Source organism: Geomicrobium sp. JCM 19039, assembly GCF_000698145.1.
Classification (GTDB): domain Bacteria; phylum Bacillota; class Bacilli; order Bacillales; family Marinococcaceae; genus Geomicrobium_A.
The window spans coordinates 66,820-83,249 of the sequence record NZ_BAXB01000009.1; the positions used below are offsets into that span (position 1 = coordinate 66,820).

11 protein-coding genes, 6 pseudogenes and 1 other annotated feature are annotated in these 16,430 nt (G+C 44.2%); of the genes and pseudogenes, 9 read left to right on the top strand and 8 right to left on the bottom strand.

Features of this window, described 5'->3' with window-relative positions:
* Positions 1-12: 12 nt before the first annotated feature.
* From paaD to paaA, 4 genes and pseudogenes are all read right to left on the bottom strand, one after another.
* On the bottom strand, positions 13-501 hold the full coding sequence (gene paaD / locus JCM19039_RS10605) for a 1,2-phenylacetyl-CoA epoxidase subunit PaaD (RefSeq protein ID WP_042426908.1): 489 nt from the start codon (positions 499-501) through the stop codon (positions 13-15).
* A complete protein-coding gene (gene paaC / locus JCM19039_RS10610; RefSeq protein ID WP_042426909.1) occupies positions 495-1,307 on the bottom strand; it encodes a 1,2-phenylacetyl-CoA epoxidase subunit PaaC in 813 nt (270 codons plus the stop codon). The genes paaD and paaC overlap by 7 nt, the downstream gene beginning before the upstream one ends.
* Positions 1,285-1,653, bottom strand: coding sequence for a 1,2-phenylacetyl-CoA epoxidase subunit PaaB (gene paaB, locus JCM19039_RS10615; protein WP_042426910.1), 369 nt, complete (start codon positions 1,651-1,653; stop codon positions 1,285-1,287). The genes paaC and paaB overlap by 23 nt, the downstream gene beginning before the upstream one ends.
* Positions 1,653-2,630 (bottom strand): annotated as a pseudogene (gene paaA, locus JCM19039_RS10620) (1,2-phenylacetyl-CoA epoxidase subunit PaaA). Before paaA ends, paaB begins: the two are co-directional and overlap by 1 nt.
* A 381-nt stretch (positions 2,631-3,011) precedes the next feature.
* On the opposite strand from paaA, the gene JCM19039_RS10625 reads away from it, so the two are divergent.
* The 5 genes and pseudogenes from JCM19039_RS10625 to JCM19039_RS10645 all read left to right on the top strand — a co-directional run bounded on the left by JCM19039_RS10625 (position 3,012) and on the right by JCM19039_RS10645 (position 7,194).
* Complete coding sequence (locus JCM19039_RS10625; protein ID WP_042426911.1) at positions 3,012-4,019, top strand: ABC transporter substrate-binding protein; 1,008 nt, start codon at positions 3,012-3,014, stop codon at positions 4,017-4,019.
* Positions 4,020-4,038: 19 nt separating this feature from the next.
* Positions 4,039-5,054, top strand: a pseudogene (locus JCM19039_RS10630) (ABC transporter permease).
* Entirely contained in the window at positions 5,029-5,829 is an 801-nt protein-coding gene (locus JCM19039_RS10635; protein WP_042426913.1) for an ABC transporter ATP-binding protein, read from the top strand. The pseudogene JCM19039_RS10630 and the gene JCM19039_RS10635 overlap by 26 nt, the downstream one beginning before the upstream one ends.
* A 73-nt stretch (positions 5,830-5,902) precedes the next feature.
* A pseudogene (gene paaX, locus JCM19039_RS10640) lies at positions 5,903-6,765 on the top strand (phenylacetic acid degradation operon negative regulatory protein PaaX).
* A 3-nt stretch (positions 6,766-6,768) separates the two neighbouring features.
* Positions 6,769-7,194, top strand: a complete 426-nt coding sequence (locus JCM19039_RS10645) for a PaaI family thioesterase (RefSeq protein WP_042426916.1) — start codon at positions 6,769-6,771, stop codon at positions 7,192-7,194.
* Between the two features lie 1,494 nt (positions 7,195-8,688).
* Here the strand turns inward: JCM19039_RS10645 and JCM19039_RS10650 are convergent.
* The 4 genes and pseudogenes from JCM19039_RS10650 to pdhA form a co-directional block, all read right to left on the bottom strand.
* Complete coding sequence (locus JCM19039_RS10650; protein ID WP_052398700.1) at positions 8,689-9,555, bottom strand: dihydrolipoamide acetyltransferase family protein; 867 nt, start codon at positions 9,553-9,555, stop codon at positions 8,689-8,691.
* 118 nt (positions 9,556-9,673) lie between these two features.
* Positions 9,674-9,871, bottom strand: a complete 198-nt coding sequence (locus tag JCM19039_RS25465) for a biotin/lipoyl-containing protein (RefSeq protein ID WP_042426918.1) — start codon at positions 9,869-9,871, stop codon at positions 9,674-9,676.
* A gap of 8 nt (positions 9,872-9,879) precedes the next feature.
* Positions 9,880-10,893, bottom strand: a pseudogene (locus JCM19039_RS10660) (alpha-ketoacid dehydrogenase subunit beta).
* Complete coding sequence (gene pdhA / locus JCM19039_RS10665; protein WP_042427014.1) at positions 10,893-11,918, bottom strand: pyruvate dehydrogenase (acetyl-transferring) E1 component subunit alpha; 1,026 nt, start codon at positions 11,916-11,918, stop codon at positions 10,893-10,895. The pseudogene JCM19039_RS10660 and the gene pdhA overlap by 1 nt, the downstream one beginning before the upstream one ends.
* 387 nt (positions 11,919-12,305) lie before the next feature.
* On the opposite strand from pdhA, the gene JCM19039_RS23805 reads away from it, so the two are divergent.
* The 4 genes and pseudogenes from JCM19039_RS23805 to ilvN all read left to right on the top strand — a co-directional run bounded on the left by JCM19039_RS23805 (position 12,306) and on the right by ilvN (position 16,428).
* The gene (locus tag JCM19039_RS23805) at positions 12,306-12,539 is read left to right on the top strand and encodes a hypothetical protein (protein ID WP_152550175.1); all 234 of its coding nucleotides are present in this window, start codon (positions 12,306-12,308) and stop codon (positions 12,537-12,539) included.
* 305 nt (positions 12,540-12,844) lie between these two features.
* Positions 12,845-13,749 (top strand): annotated as a pseudogene (ilvE, locus tag JCM19039_RS10670) (branched-chain-amino-acid transaminase).
* A gap of 92 nt (positions 13,750-13,841) precedes the next feature.
* Positions 13,842-14,090, top strand: a binding site (T-box leader).
* Positions 14,091-14,184: 94 nt separating this feature from the next.
* Positions 14,185-15,913, top strand: a pseudogene (gene ilvB, locus JCM19039_RS10675) (acetolactate synthase large subunit).
* Complete coding sequence (gene ilvN, locus JCM19039_RS10680; protein WP_042399061.1) at positions 15,910-16,428, top strand: acetolactate synthase small subunit; 519 nt, start codon at positions 15,910-15,912, stop codon at positions 16,426-16,428. The pseudogene ilvB and the gene ilvN overlap by 4 nt, the downstream one beginning before the upstream one ends.
* Positions 16,429-16,430: the final 2 nt, after the last annotated feature.

Consider the following 16,430-nt stretch of genomic DNA (forward strand, 5'->3'; position numbering starts at 1 on the left):
GTGATCATCTCCTTAAGAATGGATAGGTTTCATAGCTTCAAACGGATTTTTACAGTGATGGCAATAGAGGATACTACGACAGGCGGTTGGACCGAACAAATTATCTACGGACGTAAATAAAGACTCGCAATACGGACAATTCACCTCCCAATTAAAGTCTTCATCAGGAGTGGTGGGTACAGCAATTCCGTTTTGTCTCAACGATGCGATCCCTTTTTTCGTAATACGTGTTGTTGACCACGGAATATCGAATGAAAAAGCAACATCAATGCGAGTGAACCCTTGTTGCTTTAGAACTTGAACCACTTGACGTTCAATGAAATCAAGTGCTGGGCAACCGGTAAAAGTAGGAATCAAACGAACAAAGATTTCACCTGATGATGTAACGTCTACTTGGTCAATCATCCCTAAATCAACAATGCTGACACCAGCGAGTTCTGGGTCATCAACGGCCATTAAGATCTGGTGGGCAGTTTCCTTATTCAAACGATTACCTACCATACCGCATGCTCTTCCAATCGATACACTTCTGAAAGCGTATCGATTGCTTGTTCAAGGTCTTTTGTATGCTCGCCTTTTCTGCCGCTGAACACTTTCTGCAGCGGTCTGTCGGGCACTTGAACGAGTGTTTTACTTAATTCGTGAATCCATTGCTTTTCAATGAGACTTTCTTCGGGCATTAATTGATAGACGATCATCTTCTCTTGTTGGTCACCGAGTTGCAATAGATCGAGGCATTCGTTCCACGCTTCTTGAATGCGAGTATCGAGCTTTTGTTTTGCTGTAGCGCTTGATGATTGCAGTTGATTGACCCACATCTTCCAATAGGCAAGATGATACGTTTGCTCGGCTAACATGCGATTTGCCGCATGGGTGAGTGGTACGTATGAGCAATTTTTGAGCATCTGCAAACGCACTCGTTTAAATGTTTCATAGAAAAATCCGCGAATGACAGCAAGCGCCCAATCATAATAAGGATCTTGATCGTATTCCCCGTCACCGTTTTTTATCTCCAAATAAGTAGCATTTCGCCGCTCATTTGCCGATCTTTCATGGGCAAGTTTGTTCTTCGGCCCTTGGCCGAGTTCTTCTAATAATTGATAGAAATAAGCGGCATGGCCCATCGTGTTTTGGGTGATCGAAGAATACGCAACGTCAGCTTCAATATGCGGCGCAAGCCCAAGCCATTCAGATCCACGAAAAGCAACAATGAAATCATCATCGGCAAGTTGATACAACAATTGAGTAACAACGTTCTTATACTCCGCGTTTTTAGCGGCTTCTTCAGCGGTGTGAATGATCGTCATGTGAATTCACCTCTTTCCATGACATAATTTCTTTTTCATCAAGCATTCCTTGTTCTTTCGCTTGCCATTTCTTACGTAAATAACCGTATGCTTTTGTTGTTCGATAATCTTTATTATCGATGCGGGCAGTCAACTGCTCACGTTCTTCACTTTCTAAACCGTAGATATGTTGTTTTGGTATGACCCAAATGTCAATTACATCTTCGCGTCGCATAAAGTTCTCTTGAGCAAGCAATAGTGCCATTTCAGCATTTGGTGCGACGAGACTAAACTGATGTTGAAAAGACTGTTTGTTGTTCTTTTTGCTGAATACTTCGAATTCTTGGTAGAAAGAAGATTCATCCATTACGACACCTCATCTCGATGGGATAGTGCTTCTCGAACCCAGCGATTATTCTCATAGGCAATTTCTCGCAATGCGAGTCGTTCCTTTGAGCGAGGGCCGTTGTTTGAGATGATTTGTTTAAACTCATTCCAGTCGGGTTGTGCATACATCCATCGTTGCTGCTGTTCATCGTAACGGACAGTCGGGTCAGGGACGGTTAAGCCTAATGAAAATACACGTGGCAAATATTTGTCCAGAAACGCCTGACGTAATTCTTCATTTGAACTTTTGCGAATCCGGTATTTCTTTGTAATTTCTTGCTTAGATGATCCTGTCGTCGCAGCACTTTCTGGGCCAAAAAACATTAGCAAGGACGGCCACCAACGGTTTAGTGAGTCTTGTAACATTTGTTTTTGGTCGTCAGTACCTTCGGCGAGTGCATAATAATTGATTCTCCGTGTTGAGCATGAAATACTTCTTCTTTGCAAATGCGAAGCAAAGCGCGTTGATAAGGTCCATATGAGGCATCAAGCATGTTTGTTTGCGAAATAATTGCCGCTCCGTCCACGAGCCAGCCAACAATGCCCGCATCTGCATGTGTACGTTGGCATATGAAAAACGTTATGAAACTTTAACCGTCCGCTAAGCAAATCTTCCATAAGATGTTGTCGGTTTCTTGCGTAAGGTTTCATGAGATCTTCGGTTACGCGCAACAATAACTGCCCATGCCCCATTTCATCTTGAACTTTTGCCATAATGGCGAGCTTTCGTTCCAAGCTCGGGGCTTTTGGAACCCATTCTTTTTCTGGAAGTGCGCCCATAATCTCACTAATCCCATGCATGGAAATTAGCTTAATCAGTGTTGTTCTGTATTCTTCGGGCATCCAGTCGTCAGCTTCAATTTTATCTCCTCGTTCAATCTTCTTCATGAACTGTTCGTATAGAGCCGGGTCGTCGTTTGAAGAATCGGCGATTTGATGTTCCAGAAAATGATACATCACGCACGCTCCTTTTATTACGTTATTTTAACGTTATAATATCATTCTGTTATACGAATCGCAATATCGAAAGTTAGGAAAATTATATCTATTCTCGCGTTTATTTGTAAGATTATTCAAAAAATATGATTGACAGCGAACGAATATCGATGTAATTTATGTATAACAAAATAAGATCAGCCGTAAAGAAAAAGAAAGACATCAGGTAATTTTAGCAAGTTAAAGTGTTAATTTGTTGAAGGTTGTGCGATAATACGATAAAAGAAATGAAGAACAGTCTTATATCCTGTTCTTTTTTCGAATATTTTGTTTAAGGGGGATTTCAGTTGAAAAAGTATCTACTAGGGTCGGGGTCGATCGTTTTTTGCTGCTGCATTATTCATGGCGTGTGATGCAGGGGAGGAGAATGGTGAAACTGAAGAGGCGTCGGGAGATGCTGCCGGTGATGAAGAAGTAGAAGATGATGATGCGGACGAAGGAGAGACATCAGCGAATGGTGAGGCGTTTGATATTGGTGTCGTTCAATATGCTGACCACCCATCTCTTGACGCTGCCACAGATGGATTTAAAGACGCCCTTGATGATGCCGGGTTAGACATTACGTATGATGACCAGAACCCAAATGGGGATATGAATGTGTTGCAAACGATCGCGGATACGTTTATCGGCAATGATGTGGATCTTATTTTTGCAAATGCAACACCGGCTGCACAAATTATGTCTAGCTCAACTGCGGATATTCCAATTTTATTTACCTCGGTTACCGACCCAGAAGGAGCGCAACTTGTGGATAGTTTGGATTCACCAGGAGGGAACGTTACAGGCACGATGGACTTGCATCCAGATGCCATCTCACAAACGGTCGAACTGATGAGTGAAGAGTTTGATATTGAAACGATTGGAATGATTTACAATGCAGGCGAGCAAAATTCAGAATATCAAGTGAGTATTGCTGAAGAGACTGCCGATGAATTAGGAATGAATGTACAAACGGCAACCGTTCAAACATCAGCAGATGTTCAAAGTGCAACTGAAAGCCTGATTGGCAATATTGATGCCATTTATATTATTACAGATAATGAAGTCGTTTCTGGACTTGACGCGGTCATTGGTGTGGCAGAGAGCGAAGGATTACCACTTTTTGTTGGGGAATTAGACTCTGTTGAGGCTGGAGGTTTAGCAGGTTTCGGGTTTTCATATTATGATATTGGCTACAAAACTGGAGAAATGGCGGCAGACGTACTCGTAAATGGGGAAGACCCAGCCACATTATCTGTAGAATTCCCTCCAGAGCTAGAGCTCGTCTTTAACGAAGGCGCTGCTGAACGAATGGGTCTGGATTGGGATGATGAATGGGAAACCATCGCTGACAACATAATCAACGAGTAAAAAGGTGAGGTGAAACGGCATGTTTACGGCCATTTTTGGCTCACTTGAACTCGGGCTATTATATGGAATTATGGCATTAGGTGTCTATCTATCGTTTCGGGTGTTAAACTTTCCCGATTTGACGGTTGACGGTAGTTTTGTCACGGGAGGTGCGGTAGCTGCCATTCTGATTACGAGTGGGTACTCTCCGGTTCTCGCGACTGTGGCGGCTGTCGCCGCCGGATTTCTTGCCGGGACAATTACGGGGACGCTTCATGCCAAAGGCAAGATTAACCCGTTGTTATCCGGCATTCTCATGATGATCGCTTTGTATTCCATCAACTTGCGAATTATGGGGAACAGCCCAAACATTCCGTTGATGCGAGAAGATACGATCATGACGATGTTTGGCAATGCTTGGGCTTCACTTCCGTTTGATGGGTGGATGGCAAGCTTGTTTGGTGCATTGAATGTTGGTTTCCAGCCGAGCACGTGGGGGATTTTATTGCTCGCGTTCGTGATCGTCATCTGTGTGAAGCTCTTTACGGATTTCTTTTTAAAGACGGAAGTTGGTCTTGCTGTTAGAGCGACGGGTGATAACCCGAGAATGATTAGCTCTTTATCAGCGAATACAGACCGTTTAAAAATCATCGGGCTTGGGATATCGAATGGATTTGTTGCATTGTCAGGTGCAGTGATTACCCAGTATAGTAGTTTTGTTGATGTGAACATGGGTATTGGGATGATCATTATTGGTCTTGCTTCAGTAATTATTGGAGAATCAATTTTTGGTAAAGGTTCAATTTTCAAAATTACGCTTGCGGTCATCGTTGGTGCGGTTATTTACCGTATTGTCGTGGCACTCGCGCTTAGGTTGGTTTTTTGGAAACCGGTGATATGAAACTCATTACTGCTGTCATTGTAATCGGAGCGCTCGTTATTCCGAAAATGATCGATGATGGGAAAGAGCGAAGGCGTAAATATAATAAAGCAAGAAAGATTAAACGAGAATACGAAGGGGAGGAGAGCGTTGCTTCAACTAAGTCAGATTTATAAAGTGTTTAATGAAGGCACGATTGATGAAAAAGCAGCGCTGGAACGCGTCTACCTTACACTAGAACCAGGGGATTTTGTGACCGTAATTGGCAGTAACGGTGCGGGGAAATCAACAATGATGAATCTAATAGCCGGTAATTTGACTCCTGATGTAGGCACTGTCAAAATTGATGGCAAAGATGTGACCCGTCAAAAAGAACATGAACGATCAAGATTAATTGGTCGAGTGTTTCAAGATCCCATGGCAGGGACCGCTCCGTCAATGACCATTGAGGAGAATATGGGAATGGCGTATAGCCGGACGCATAAACGTTCATTTTTCTCAATGGGCGTGACGAAGAAAAGAAAACTTTTATTTCGAGAGCAACTTGCGACACTAGGTCTCGGGCTAGAAGATCGACTGAACGCGAAAGTTGGGTTTTTGTCAGGGGGAGAGCGTCAAGCGTTATCGCTCCTCATGGCCACGTTTACGAACCCATCGATCTTGCTGCTGGATGAACATACCGCCGCACTCGACCCGTCTCGCGCCAAGCTGATTACAGAGAAGACGAAAGAGATCGTTGCAGGGACAGAGCTGACAACGCTTATGGTCACCCACAATATGCAGCAAGCGTTAGATCTAGGCAATCGGCTAATTATGATGGATAAAGGTCAGATTATATTTGAAGCTTCAGGCGACCAGAAGAAAGAGCTCACGGTGGAACAGTTGTTACATGAGTTTCAAAAGATTCGTGGCGATCATCTCGCAAATGACCGTGCGGTACTCAGTTCATAAGATAGAATAAGAGAAACGTACTTTCAAAGAAGGGAACGGCGATACTTTGTCTCAAAAAGTCAATGCACGCTCCATGATCTTTACAATCTATGGGGATTACATTCATCACTATGGAGGAAAAGTTTGGGTTGGGACACTCATTCGCCTTTTAGAAGCCTTCGGACATAATGCACAGGCAGTGCGAGCTGCGATATCTAGAATGCAAAAACAAGGGTGGGTGCAAGCTGAAAAAAGAGGCAATCGCAGTTTTTATTCACTAACCGCCCAAGGTCAAAAACGGATGCGAGAAGCAGGGAAGCGTATTTTCAATGATGTGGACAAAGAATGGGACGGAAAATGGCGTATGCTTATTTATTCGATTCCAGAAGATCAACGCAAGCTCCGAGATGAATTACGAAAGGAATTAGGGTGGAGTGGTTTTGGCTCACTGACGCATAGTTGTTGGCTCACACCCCATCGATTAGAAGATCAAGTTCAGCAGCTTTCCAAGCGCTATGGAATTGCAGAATATATCCATTTTTTTACAGGTGATCATCAAACGCCAGAACGCAACGACGAGCTCGTTGAAAAATGTTGGGACCTTGCCGCAGTGAACGAACGTTATCGACAGTTTATTGATGAATACAGTAAGCGGTTCATCATTACGCGAAACGAAATTAAGAACCAAAAGATGAACCGAGAACAATGCTTTGTAGAGCGCACGAAACTTGTCCACGAGTATCGGAAGTTTCTTTTTATAGACCCAGAACTTCCTGAACCGCTGCTCCCAGATTACTGGTGGGTGATCATGCGTCTTCCCTATTTCATGAATACTATGAAGTGTTAGCCGAGCCAGCAAATGAGTTTTTTGAATCGGTGTACAAAGAAGATAATGATGCAAAAGACAGTGTGAAGCGTGGCAAAGGATACCGGGAACCTTTGTCTATAAAGGAGTAATTCATGGAGCCCTTTACTATTCGAGATTTCAAACAAGTCGCCAATCACAATCATCCGCCTCCTGCGTGTGATACGCATATGAATGTTACAGTACAACGTGCAGAACATGGGAAATCGACGGGCATTTGGTCGCCAGATGAGCGGTTTGTAAACGGCAATGGGGTTGTTATGGGCGGTTTGTTGTCTGGCGCTACCGATATTCTGATGGCGTATGCACTTGCATCAACACTTGAGGACAACCAAAGCTTTGCAAGTGTAGACCTTCATACAACATTTCACCGTCCTATTTTCCCAGGTAATGTAACTGTAAATGCTGAAGTCGATAAACTGGGCAAGAAGATGGCTTACGTGACTGCGGAGTTATGGCAAAACGATAAAAAAGCGGCATCGACTGTGTCGTCTGTCTTCATCCAAACGAATCAACAGTGAGGGCCATGAATGTACGAATCCCTCGCTGTTTTTCTGTGTGGGCAGGCAAGTATGATAAGTAAAGTGTTGTGGTGAATCTATAATGGGTATATAGCGGCTTTTATCAATTAAGACGACGTCCAAAACGATCTATATAGGGTGATCTTTAAATCTTCCTGATTTGCGTTGTTGGTTTTTGCTTTCCGCTACAGGCGAATTCTTGCACTCCAGAGCACAAGTGCAACATCGGCGGCCAAAAGACGCCCGCCGTGTTTTCTATGCACTCCAGAGCACAAGTGCAACATCGGCGGCTAAAAGACGCCCGCCGTGTTTTCTATGTACTCCAGAGCGCAACGGACATCGGTGGCTAAAAAACAGCCACCGTTTTTTCTTTATACTCCAGAGCAGAAGGCAGACGCGGTTCACGTTTCTGCCTACTGGCTACGGTGTGTGGAAAGATGTCCAAATGCCCCATATATTCATTTATGTGACACTTGGGAAAGAAAAATCATCATTTTAAACGTGAATACGCCCATAAACGGAGTCAACGGTCACTAATCGTGATATATGTGACCGTTGGGTGCCGAAAGTGCCCGGTTTGAGGGCTGGATTGTCACATAAGTAAGAGGTCATCACATGCTTTCGCCAGGTGGTGACCCTAGGTCACGACTTTTTAGCCTTCGGCATACGTTTCCGTGTTGACCGCAACCCTTACAGTGACGAACAACGATCGGCAACGAAGGTAAGGGCAACATCGGCGGCCAAAAGACGCCCGCCGTGTTTTCTATAGTAGTCCAGACGATAAGGGCAACATCCCCTTTCACTGCGCTTCGGTGCTGCACCTAAAGACGTCGGATTTTGAACGTGAAACGAAAGAATGGGTTCCAAAGAGTATCGATTGGAATCAGATTCACTCATATGTGATCGGTTTGCCTCGTTCTGATTCCAATTGATCGACATCTCGTTCCAAACTTCCGTTTATGGAATCAGATTCAAAAGTTTTATAGAAAATAACCAACAATCTAGCCCGAAAGTGATGTTCATTAGGATGTATGCCCTGTCCCAACCCCGAGTTGAAAAACCCAAAATTCTTATCGGCGCGAGTCGCGCTGAATCGAGACCGATTTCGGTTCGGCCCCACTAGGCCGACAGATCGTATGGTGTTAGGTTTAATTTAGACTGAGCGTAAGTTTTACGAAATGAGTACTAAAATCGCTAAAAAGAGCAAACTTGATTGCAGAAAGTGAAAACTAGCGCGCACAATGCGAATGACGCTCCCTTTCCCTACTCGGGATAACACCATCGAAGTGATTCCACTACGCAAAAGGGGTATGAAGACATTTTTGATCATAACGGTCAAATTGCATGAAATGACGATGTTATCTCTATATTGTGGCGTCTAACGAATTTCTTTCGTTCATCCTATATAGATCGCAGCCCTCTCCCTAAGTGTTATAAATCGAAAAAGCGAACCCTAGCATCGGATGGGGTTCGCTTTTTCTCATCGTCTCTCCCTCATTTGAGTGAAGTAAGGAGGCGATATGGCTTTTCAAGTAAGCTTTTCATCCGGTTCGTAAACATCACCGCTGTGTAGCCATCGGCAACACGGTGATCAAAAGAGAGTGACAGGTTAAGCATCGACCTTATGACGATTGTTTTGTTACGCACAACCGGTGTATCTTCGATCTGATGAAGAGCGAGAATGGCGACTTCGGGGTGGTTAATAATCGGTGTTGCATACACCCCTCCGATCGGACCGACATTGCTAATCGTAAAAGTGCCTCCTCGCAAGTCGCTCATTTCACACTCGTTGTTTTGCGCTTTTTCGGTGAGTTGTTTCATCTCTTCATGCAGATGTGGAATGCTCTTTTGTTGTGTATCCTTTATAACAGGAACAATGAGACCCTCATCGGTATGTGTCGCGATTCCGCAGTTTACCGTCGGCTCTAGCGTAATTTCCTCGCGTTCTTCATCTAACTTTGAATTAAAGACAGGGAACTCTAATAGGGCAATTGATACGGCTTTTAGAAAAAATGCCGTGAGAGAAAGATGAACTCCGTCTGCTTTTAACTCATCTTTTACTTCAATTAACGCGCTTACATCAATTCGGTCAAAGTGAGTAACGTGTGGAATCGTGTAAGCGGAAGTTGTCATTTTTTTTGCAATTTGTTTTCTGCGTCCTTTGAAGGGCAGGCTTTCTTTATTCGTGTGCGTATCCAATAGTGTGCGATTGGTTGTTGGATTGTTGCTACTTTGACGTGTACGTTCAATATCTTCATTCGTAATTCGTTTGTTCTTACCCGTTCCTTCGATCGTTTCAATCTCGATGCCATATGAACGAGCAAGTTTACGCGTGTACGGTGCTGCTTTTACATTCCTCATCCGAAAAAGACGTGAAGGTGTAGGGAGGAGGAGCCCTTCGCAGCATCTTGTGATGGTGAGGGAGAAGGTGTTGTCTTTTTGGAGTGATCCTCAATCACAATAATGGTGGTACCTGTTTTCACGACGTCTCCCTCTGCAACAGGATGGTAACGACTTTTCCGGCAACCGGTGAAGGCAGGTCAGCGGTCACTTTATCAGTCTGGACACTCAAAACCGGCTGGTCAGCTGAGACCGAGTCCCCGACTTTTACAAAGACGGTGTCCACAGTACCTTCAGTAATGCCCTCACCAATGTCGGTTAATTTCATTTCAAACATACACACCCCTACCTTTCATTCATGACATGTTCAATGGCTGCACCAATCCGCTTGGCACTTGGAATATACGCTTGTTCAATAGAAAAAAATGGTACGTGAACGTCAAACCCCGTCACTCGTTGAATCGGTGCGCGTAAAGAGTACAAAGCTTCATCATTAATTATCGCAATAATTTCCGCACCAAAGCCGCTCGTCTGGTGACCTTCATGGACGACAACGACCCGACCTGTTTTTTCTACGGAAGCAATAATCGTTGGAACGTCTAGTGGGTCAAGCGTACGTAAGTCAATGACTTCGGATTGGATCCCCTTTTCTTCAAATGCGTCACGTGCCGCTTCCAACGCTGGACGTACCATGTTGCCCCAAGCAAGAACGGTTACATCCTCACCCGTTTGACGAACACTCGCTTCTCCAATGTTTACGATGTATTTCTCAACAGGAACGTCTTCACGATACGCACGGTACGTTTCATCGGCTCCATAAAAAGTACCGGATCAGGGTCAAGAATACTTGCGATTAACAGCCCCTTAGCATCATAAGGTTGATGGAACGACGACTTTTAAACCCGGAATGTGGGTGAAAAGGGACTCCATACTGTCTGAGTGCAGTTCAGGAGCATGAATTCCTGCACCATAAGGTGCGCGAATAACGAGAGGTACAGTGAAGCGGCTTAACGTTCGTGTACGCATACGGACGGCGTGGGACACGATCTGTTGAAAGGCAGGGTAGATAAAACCTTGGAATTGCATTTCAGCGACAGGTAAAAAACCGTTCATGGCAAGACCGATACTCGTGCCGATGATTCCTGATTCAGCAAGGGGGGTATCCACAACCCGTTGTTCCCCAAATTCTAATTGCAGTCCATCGGTGGCTCGGAACACACCCCCATTTGTTCCGATGTCTTCCCCAAGTAATATGACGCGCTCATCTTCACGTAACATTACTTCTAATCCAGAAGTGATCGCACCAACAAGGGTCATTTCTTTCGTCTTTTTCTCCTCCAAAGCACTCGGTTGACTCATCATTGGTGGGCCTCCTTTTCATAACGTTCATGCTGCTTAATTAGTGAAGCACTTTTCGTTTGATATACGTGTTCAAACATGACGGTTGCATCTGGATCTGGAAAGCGATCAACGGCTTCGGCTGCTTCGTCAATTTCAGATTGAATGATCGCCTGTTCACGTTTTAGCCAATCATCTCCGATGGCTCCTTTTAATGATAGGTACGTATGTACCCTTGATAAGCAATCTTCAGTGCGGCGGGCCTCGCTTTCTTGTTGGTCGCGATACTTCGTCGGATCATCGGCGGTTGTATGCGCGCCGTACCGCCACGTTACGGCCTCAATAAGCGTAGGGCCACCACCGTTTCTAGCTTTATCTATCGCTTTTGACACGGTTGTATAAACAGCATAAACGTCATTACCATCGACACGAATTCCTTCAATATCATAGGCATCGACTTTTTGAGCGATCGTTTTGGATTTCATTTGTTTATGTTGAGGAACACTGATCGCGTAATGATTGTTCTGGCATAAGAAAATCGTAGGTGTATTGTAAACGCTTGCAAAATTGAGCCCTTCATGGAAGTCACCTTCAGATGTGGCGCCGTCACCGAAGTAAGCAATAGACACACGATCGGTTCCTTTTCGTTGTTCAGCCCAACCCGTACCTACGGCGTGTAGTAATTGTGTAGCAATTGGAACAGAAGGGGGAAGGATGTTCATACCTTCAGGAGGAACACACCCTTCAATTCTACCTTTCCAATAAAGAAAAATGGTCAGAAGATCATGACCGTAAGTCATTGTCGCAGCATGGTCTCGGTACGTAGGAAATAACCAATCTCCATCGGAGAGTGCCATCGCACTTCCAATTTGAGCGGCTTCTTGGCCTTCGAAAGGCGCATATGTTCCAATTCTTCCTTGACGTTGCATCGTGATCGCTTTCTGATCAAAAAGACGTGCGCGAAGCATCTTTGTATACATCTTAATGAGTAAAGAAGTGTCTATGTCTCGCTCGTCGACGAGCGTGTCTCCGTCAGGCAAAATCATTTGAAAGAGCGGATAGCGTTCGGTAGAGTCTGCATCATTCGCACGTGTAGAATTCACAAATTGCGCCAATCTGAACCCTCCTATAAATATAACAAAATATTCATGCTACGATATTATACTGTAATGATACCGGGCGATATGATGTGTTGTCAATAAAATTAAGAATATTCAGTCTGTAACTGAAATCCCTATGAATATTAGCATTTATTTAATTTTGCAATTTAAAACAGTAAAGCAAAACTGTAGTTATGTAAGGATGTGAAGTAGAATAAATATATAACGTATAAAAAACGATAATAAAAAAAGTGTAACAAACCCGAAGGGGCCCATGCTACACTTCACTGATGGAATAAATAGAAGAAAATAAGATAAAGAGGTAGCGATGAGTTGAGCGGAGGACGATTCTCTCGTTCTGCCAATCCATTTCGACACAGTGACCGCGGAGCCATTCCACATCACCCTGATTCCCGCTGCAAACGGCTATGCGCAATTCTTGATCGAAAGACTGTTGGATTACACGCACAAGTCGTTGCCATTCTCTTTGATTTGCGAGGGTATACGGTCGTTTACGATATTCTATATGATGTAAGGTTTGGCGTTTTTCTAAATCATTCCAGTTAAGTGTCATCATTCGCTTCACTTGATCATTGTGATTCATGGTGTATGACGAATAAATCCAGCACAAGTCGTACCAAGATTCCCTCGTCCAGCCCCCTTCCTAAACAGTGGCGATGTTGTAATAACTCCAATTTAAAACGAACACTAGTTCGCAGTCAACGTAAATTGACTTTGTGAAATTATGTGACAAAAAACGGTTGACCGCGAAGAGGTAACGATGTAACATTGTTTTCATATTGTTGGTGTTCATTTAGGGTGAACAAATGAACGTGTTGAGTGAACAAGAGTTTGGGATTGGGGTGAATACAATGTCAGAAAAGCAGCAGTGGATCTTTATGAATGGAGATTTTGTAGAGAAACACAATGCGAAAGTATCTGTATATGATCACGGCTTTTTATATGGAGACGGCGTGTTTGAAGGGATACGTGCCTACGACAATAATGTGTATAAATTAAAGGACCATATTGTTCGTCTGTATGAATCTGCCCGATCAATCATGATGGAGATCCCATACTCACAGCAAGAAATGGAAGACATTGTTGTAGAAACGATTCGTAGAAATCAGCTTAAAGATTCTTACATTCGCGTCGTTGTCTCACGTGGTGTTGGTAATTTAGGACTTGACCCTAGATCATGTGGAGAGCCGCAAGTCATCGTCATTGCTGAGAAGCTTGCGTTATTTCCAGAGGAATTATATGAAACGGGAATTGAAATTGTAAGTGTTGCTACAAGAAGAAATCGTCCTGATGTACTCAGTCCAAAAGTAAAATCATTAAATTACTTAAATAATATATTAGTAAAAATCGAAGCGAACCTTGCAGGCGTTCCTGAAGCGCTCATGCTAAACGACGAAGGTTATGTTGCAGAAGGCTCTGGGGACAACATTTTCTTAGTGAAGAATGGAACGATTTTCACGCCTCCAGGTTACGTTGGCGCCTTGGAAGGAATTACCCGCCAAGCCATCATTGATATCGCGGATGAGTTTGGATATCCAATTAAAGAACAACCATTTACTCGCCACGACGTGTATACAGCTGATGAGATGTTTTTACTGGTACGGCGGCAGAGGTTATTGCTGTTGTAAAGGTAGACGGTCGTACAATCGGCGACGGTATACCGGGCAAAGAAACGGTAAAACTTACCGAAGCATTTCGTGAGAAAGTCATCCATGACGGTACCCCTGTATACGAAAAGAGCATGGAAGCTGGATAATTTTTAAAAGTTGTTGAATAACTCTGTTTTTCTAAGCATAGGTGTGTTACTATATCAATCAATAACAAATTCGAAATTCGTACAATTTAATATTTAAAACGTTGAAGAGGATCAGTAGTTATTCATACTTTCTTTACAGAGAGCCGTTCGTGCTGAGAGACGGTGAGAAAGCGAATAATGAACTCCCCTCGGAGTGTGATAGTGAATGTATATCAAGTAGCTATCGCCGGTCGGATTATCATCTGACCGTTACTAACAGGCGCTTTTAGCGCAATGAGCCGGTTGCTATTTAGAACCGGGAAATTAGGGTGGTACCGCGGAATAACCTTTTCGCCCCTTTGGTTAAATGTCCAATGGGGAGAAAAGGTTATTTTTTTATCGTAGACAGATGGATGCTTTGGAGGAAGAGAAATTGTATGAAGGAGGAAGATGGAGATGGGCACGAATCTCGAAGTGCAAGATGATGAACGGAGAACTGACCGAAACAACGAAGAGATGAATGGCAGCCAAATGGTTCTCGAGTCACTGGCAGAAGAAGGTGTGGAAATCATTTTTGGTTATCCTGGCGGAGCCATCCTGCCGACGTATGACGAGATTTACAAAAAAGGGATCCGTCACATTTTAGCAAGACACGAGCAAGGCGCAATACACGCTGCTGAAGGTTATGCAAGAGTGTCAGGGAAACCAGGTGTTTGCATCGTTACGTCGGGTCCAGGGGCGACAAATGTTGTGACTGGCATTGCCGATGCGATGATTGACTCATTGCCGCTTGTCGTCATTACCGGTCAAGTTGCAACGAATGTCATCGGTACGGATGCTTTTCAAGAGGCGGATATGATCGGTATTACGATGCCAATCACGAAGCATAATTTTCAAATCCGAAATGTCGCAGATATCCCTGCGGTGATGAAAGAAGCTTTTCACATTGCGACAACTGGCCGTCCAGGTCCTGTACTCATTGATTTGCCCAAAGATGTATCCATCGATCGAGGAAATTTTACGTATCCAAAAAGGGTGCAACTACCCGGGTATCAACCAACCGTTCAACCTAATCGACTGCAAATCAAGAAATTAAAAGCGGCGATTGAGAAAGCCAAACGTCCTGTCATACTTGCTGGTGCTGGCGTTCTCCATGCAGGCGGTGCAAAGGAACTTGAACGTTTTGCAAAAACACAAAACATTCCGGTATCATCAACGTTGCTCGGTCTGGGAGGATTTCCTGCTCGTGATGATTTGAGCCTTGGAATGGCAGGAATGCACGGCTTGTACGCATCTAACATGGCGTTGCATGAATCAGATTTACTCATCAACATTGGGGCACGCTTTGATGATCGTCTTACGGGTAAACTGGAACACTTTGCTCCATACGCGACGGTTGCACATGTCGATGTAGACCCTGTTGAAATCGGAAAGAACATTACGACTGACATTCCGATTGTAGGGGATGCAAAACGAGCGTTACAGCTACTGAATGAAACAACTGATCCACTAGGTCGATTCGATGAATGGCACGAGCGGTTAGGTGAATACAAAAGCAACTATCCACTCTGGTATGAAACGGATCACGAAACACTCAAGCCGCAAGCCCTCATGGAAATGGTTTACGAGGAAACAAATGGCGACGCGATCGTTACGACAGACGTCGGTCAACATCAAATGTGGGCAGCCCAGTATTACAAATTCAATGAACCCAATCACTGGGTCACATCTGGGGGCTGGGAACGATGGGCTTTGGTTTTCCAGCAGCCATCGGCGCACAGTTTGCTGAACCCGACAAAACGGTTGTAGCCGTCGTAGGAGATGCAGGTTTTCAGATGACCCTCCAGGAGATGTCGATTCTTCAAGAACTGCATCTTCCTGTAAAGATTGTGATTGTAAACAATGCCTCGCTTGGATGGTAAGGCAATGGCAAGAATTGTTCCACGGAGAACGGTATTCTCATTCACTGTTTCCGATTCAACCCGATTTCACGAAACTATCGGAAGCGTATAACATTCCAGGATATCGTATCGACGACCCAAGTGAAGCAAGAACGGTTCTAAAAAAAGGGCTAGCGATTGACGGACCTGTATTGTTCGATTTCAGAGTGACAGGTCAAGAAAATGTGTACCCGATGATTGCACCTGGTAAAGGTCATCAGGAAATGGAGGGAATTGCGCCGTGATTCGAACGATAACTGCAACGGTGAACAATTCGTCAGGTGTATTAAACCGGATTACAGGATTGTTCGCTAGGCGACAGTTCAATATTGAGAGCATCACCGTTGGAACGACCGAGAATCCCGAAATATCAAGAATGACCTTCGTTGTGAATGTAGAAAGCGATGGCGCGCTTGACCAAGTTGTCAAACAGTTGAACAAACAAGTAGATGTACTAAAAGTAAGAGACATTTCAGGTGAATCGATCGTTCTTCGAGAGTTAGCGCTCATAAAAGTAGTCGCTTCCGCAGAAAACCGTGGAGAAATCGAAACACTCGCCCGTCCATTTCGAGCAACCATTGTTGATGTCGGTCGGGACACTGTCACACTTCAAGTTACTGGCGACCATAGTAAGGTTGAAGCATTGATTGACCTTCTCAAGCCTTACGGAATCAAGGAGTTAGCTCGAACGGGGGCAACAGCCTTGAAGCGAAGCTCAACCACACAAGCTCAAGAATTGAAATACTCGCTTTTCCAATAATA

Coding starts and splice junctions, on each gene's coding strand:
- JCM19039_RS10645 (WP_042426916.1), top strand. CDS start 6,769: ATGGAGCCCTTTACTATTCGAGATTTCAAACAAGTCGCCAATCACAAT.
- JCM19039_RS10650 (WP_052398700.1), bottom strand. CDS start 9,555: ATGAGGAATGTAAAAGCAGCACCGTACACGCGTAAACTTGCTCGTTCA.
- pdhA (WP_042427014.1), bottom strand. CDS start 11,918: ATGATTTTGCCTGACGGAGACACGCTCGTCGACGAGCGAGACATAGAC.
- JCM19039_RS25465 (WP_042426918.1), bottom strand. CDS start 9,871: ATGTTTGAAATGAAATTAACCGACATTGGTGAGGGCATTACTGAAGGT.
- JCM19039_RS10625 (WP_042426911.1), top strand. CDS start 3,012: ATGGCGTGTGATGCAGGGGAGGAGAATGGTGAAACTGAAGAGGCGTCG.
- paaC (WP_042426909.1), bottom strand. CDS start 1,307: ATGACGATCATTCACACCGCTGAAGAAGCCGCTAAAAACGCGGAGTAT.
- paaB (WP_042426910.1), bottom strand. CDS start 1,653: ATGGATGAATCTTCTTTCTACCAAGAATTCGAAGTATTCAGCAAAAAG.
- paaD (WP_042426908.1), bottom strand. CDS start 501: ATGGTAGGTAATCGTTTGAATAAGGAAACTGCCCACCAGATCTTAATG.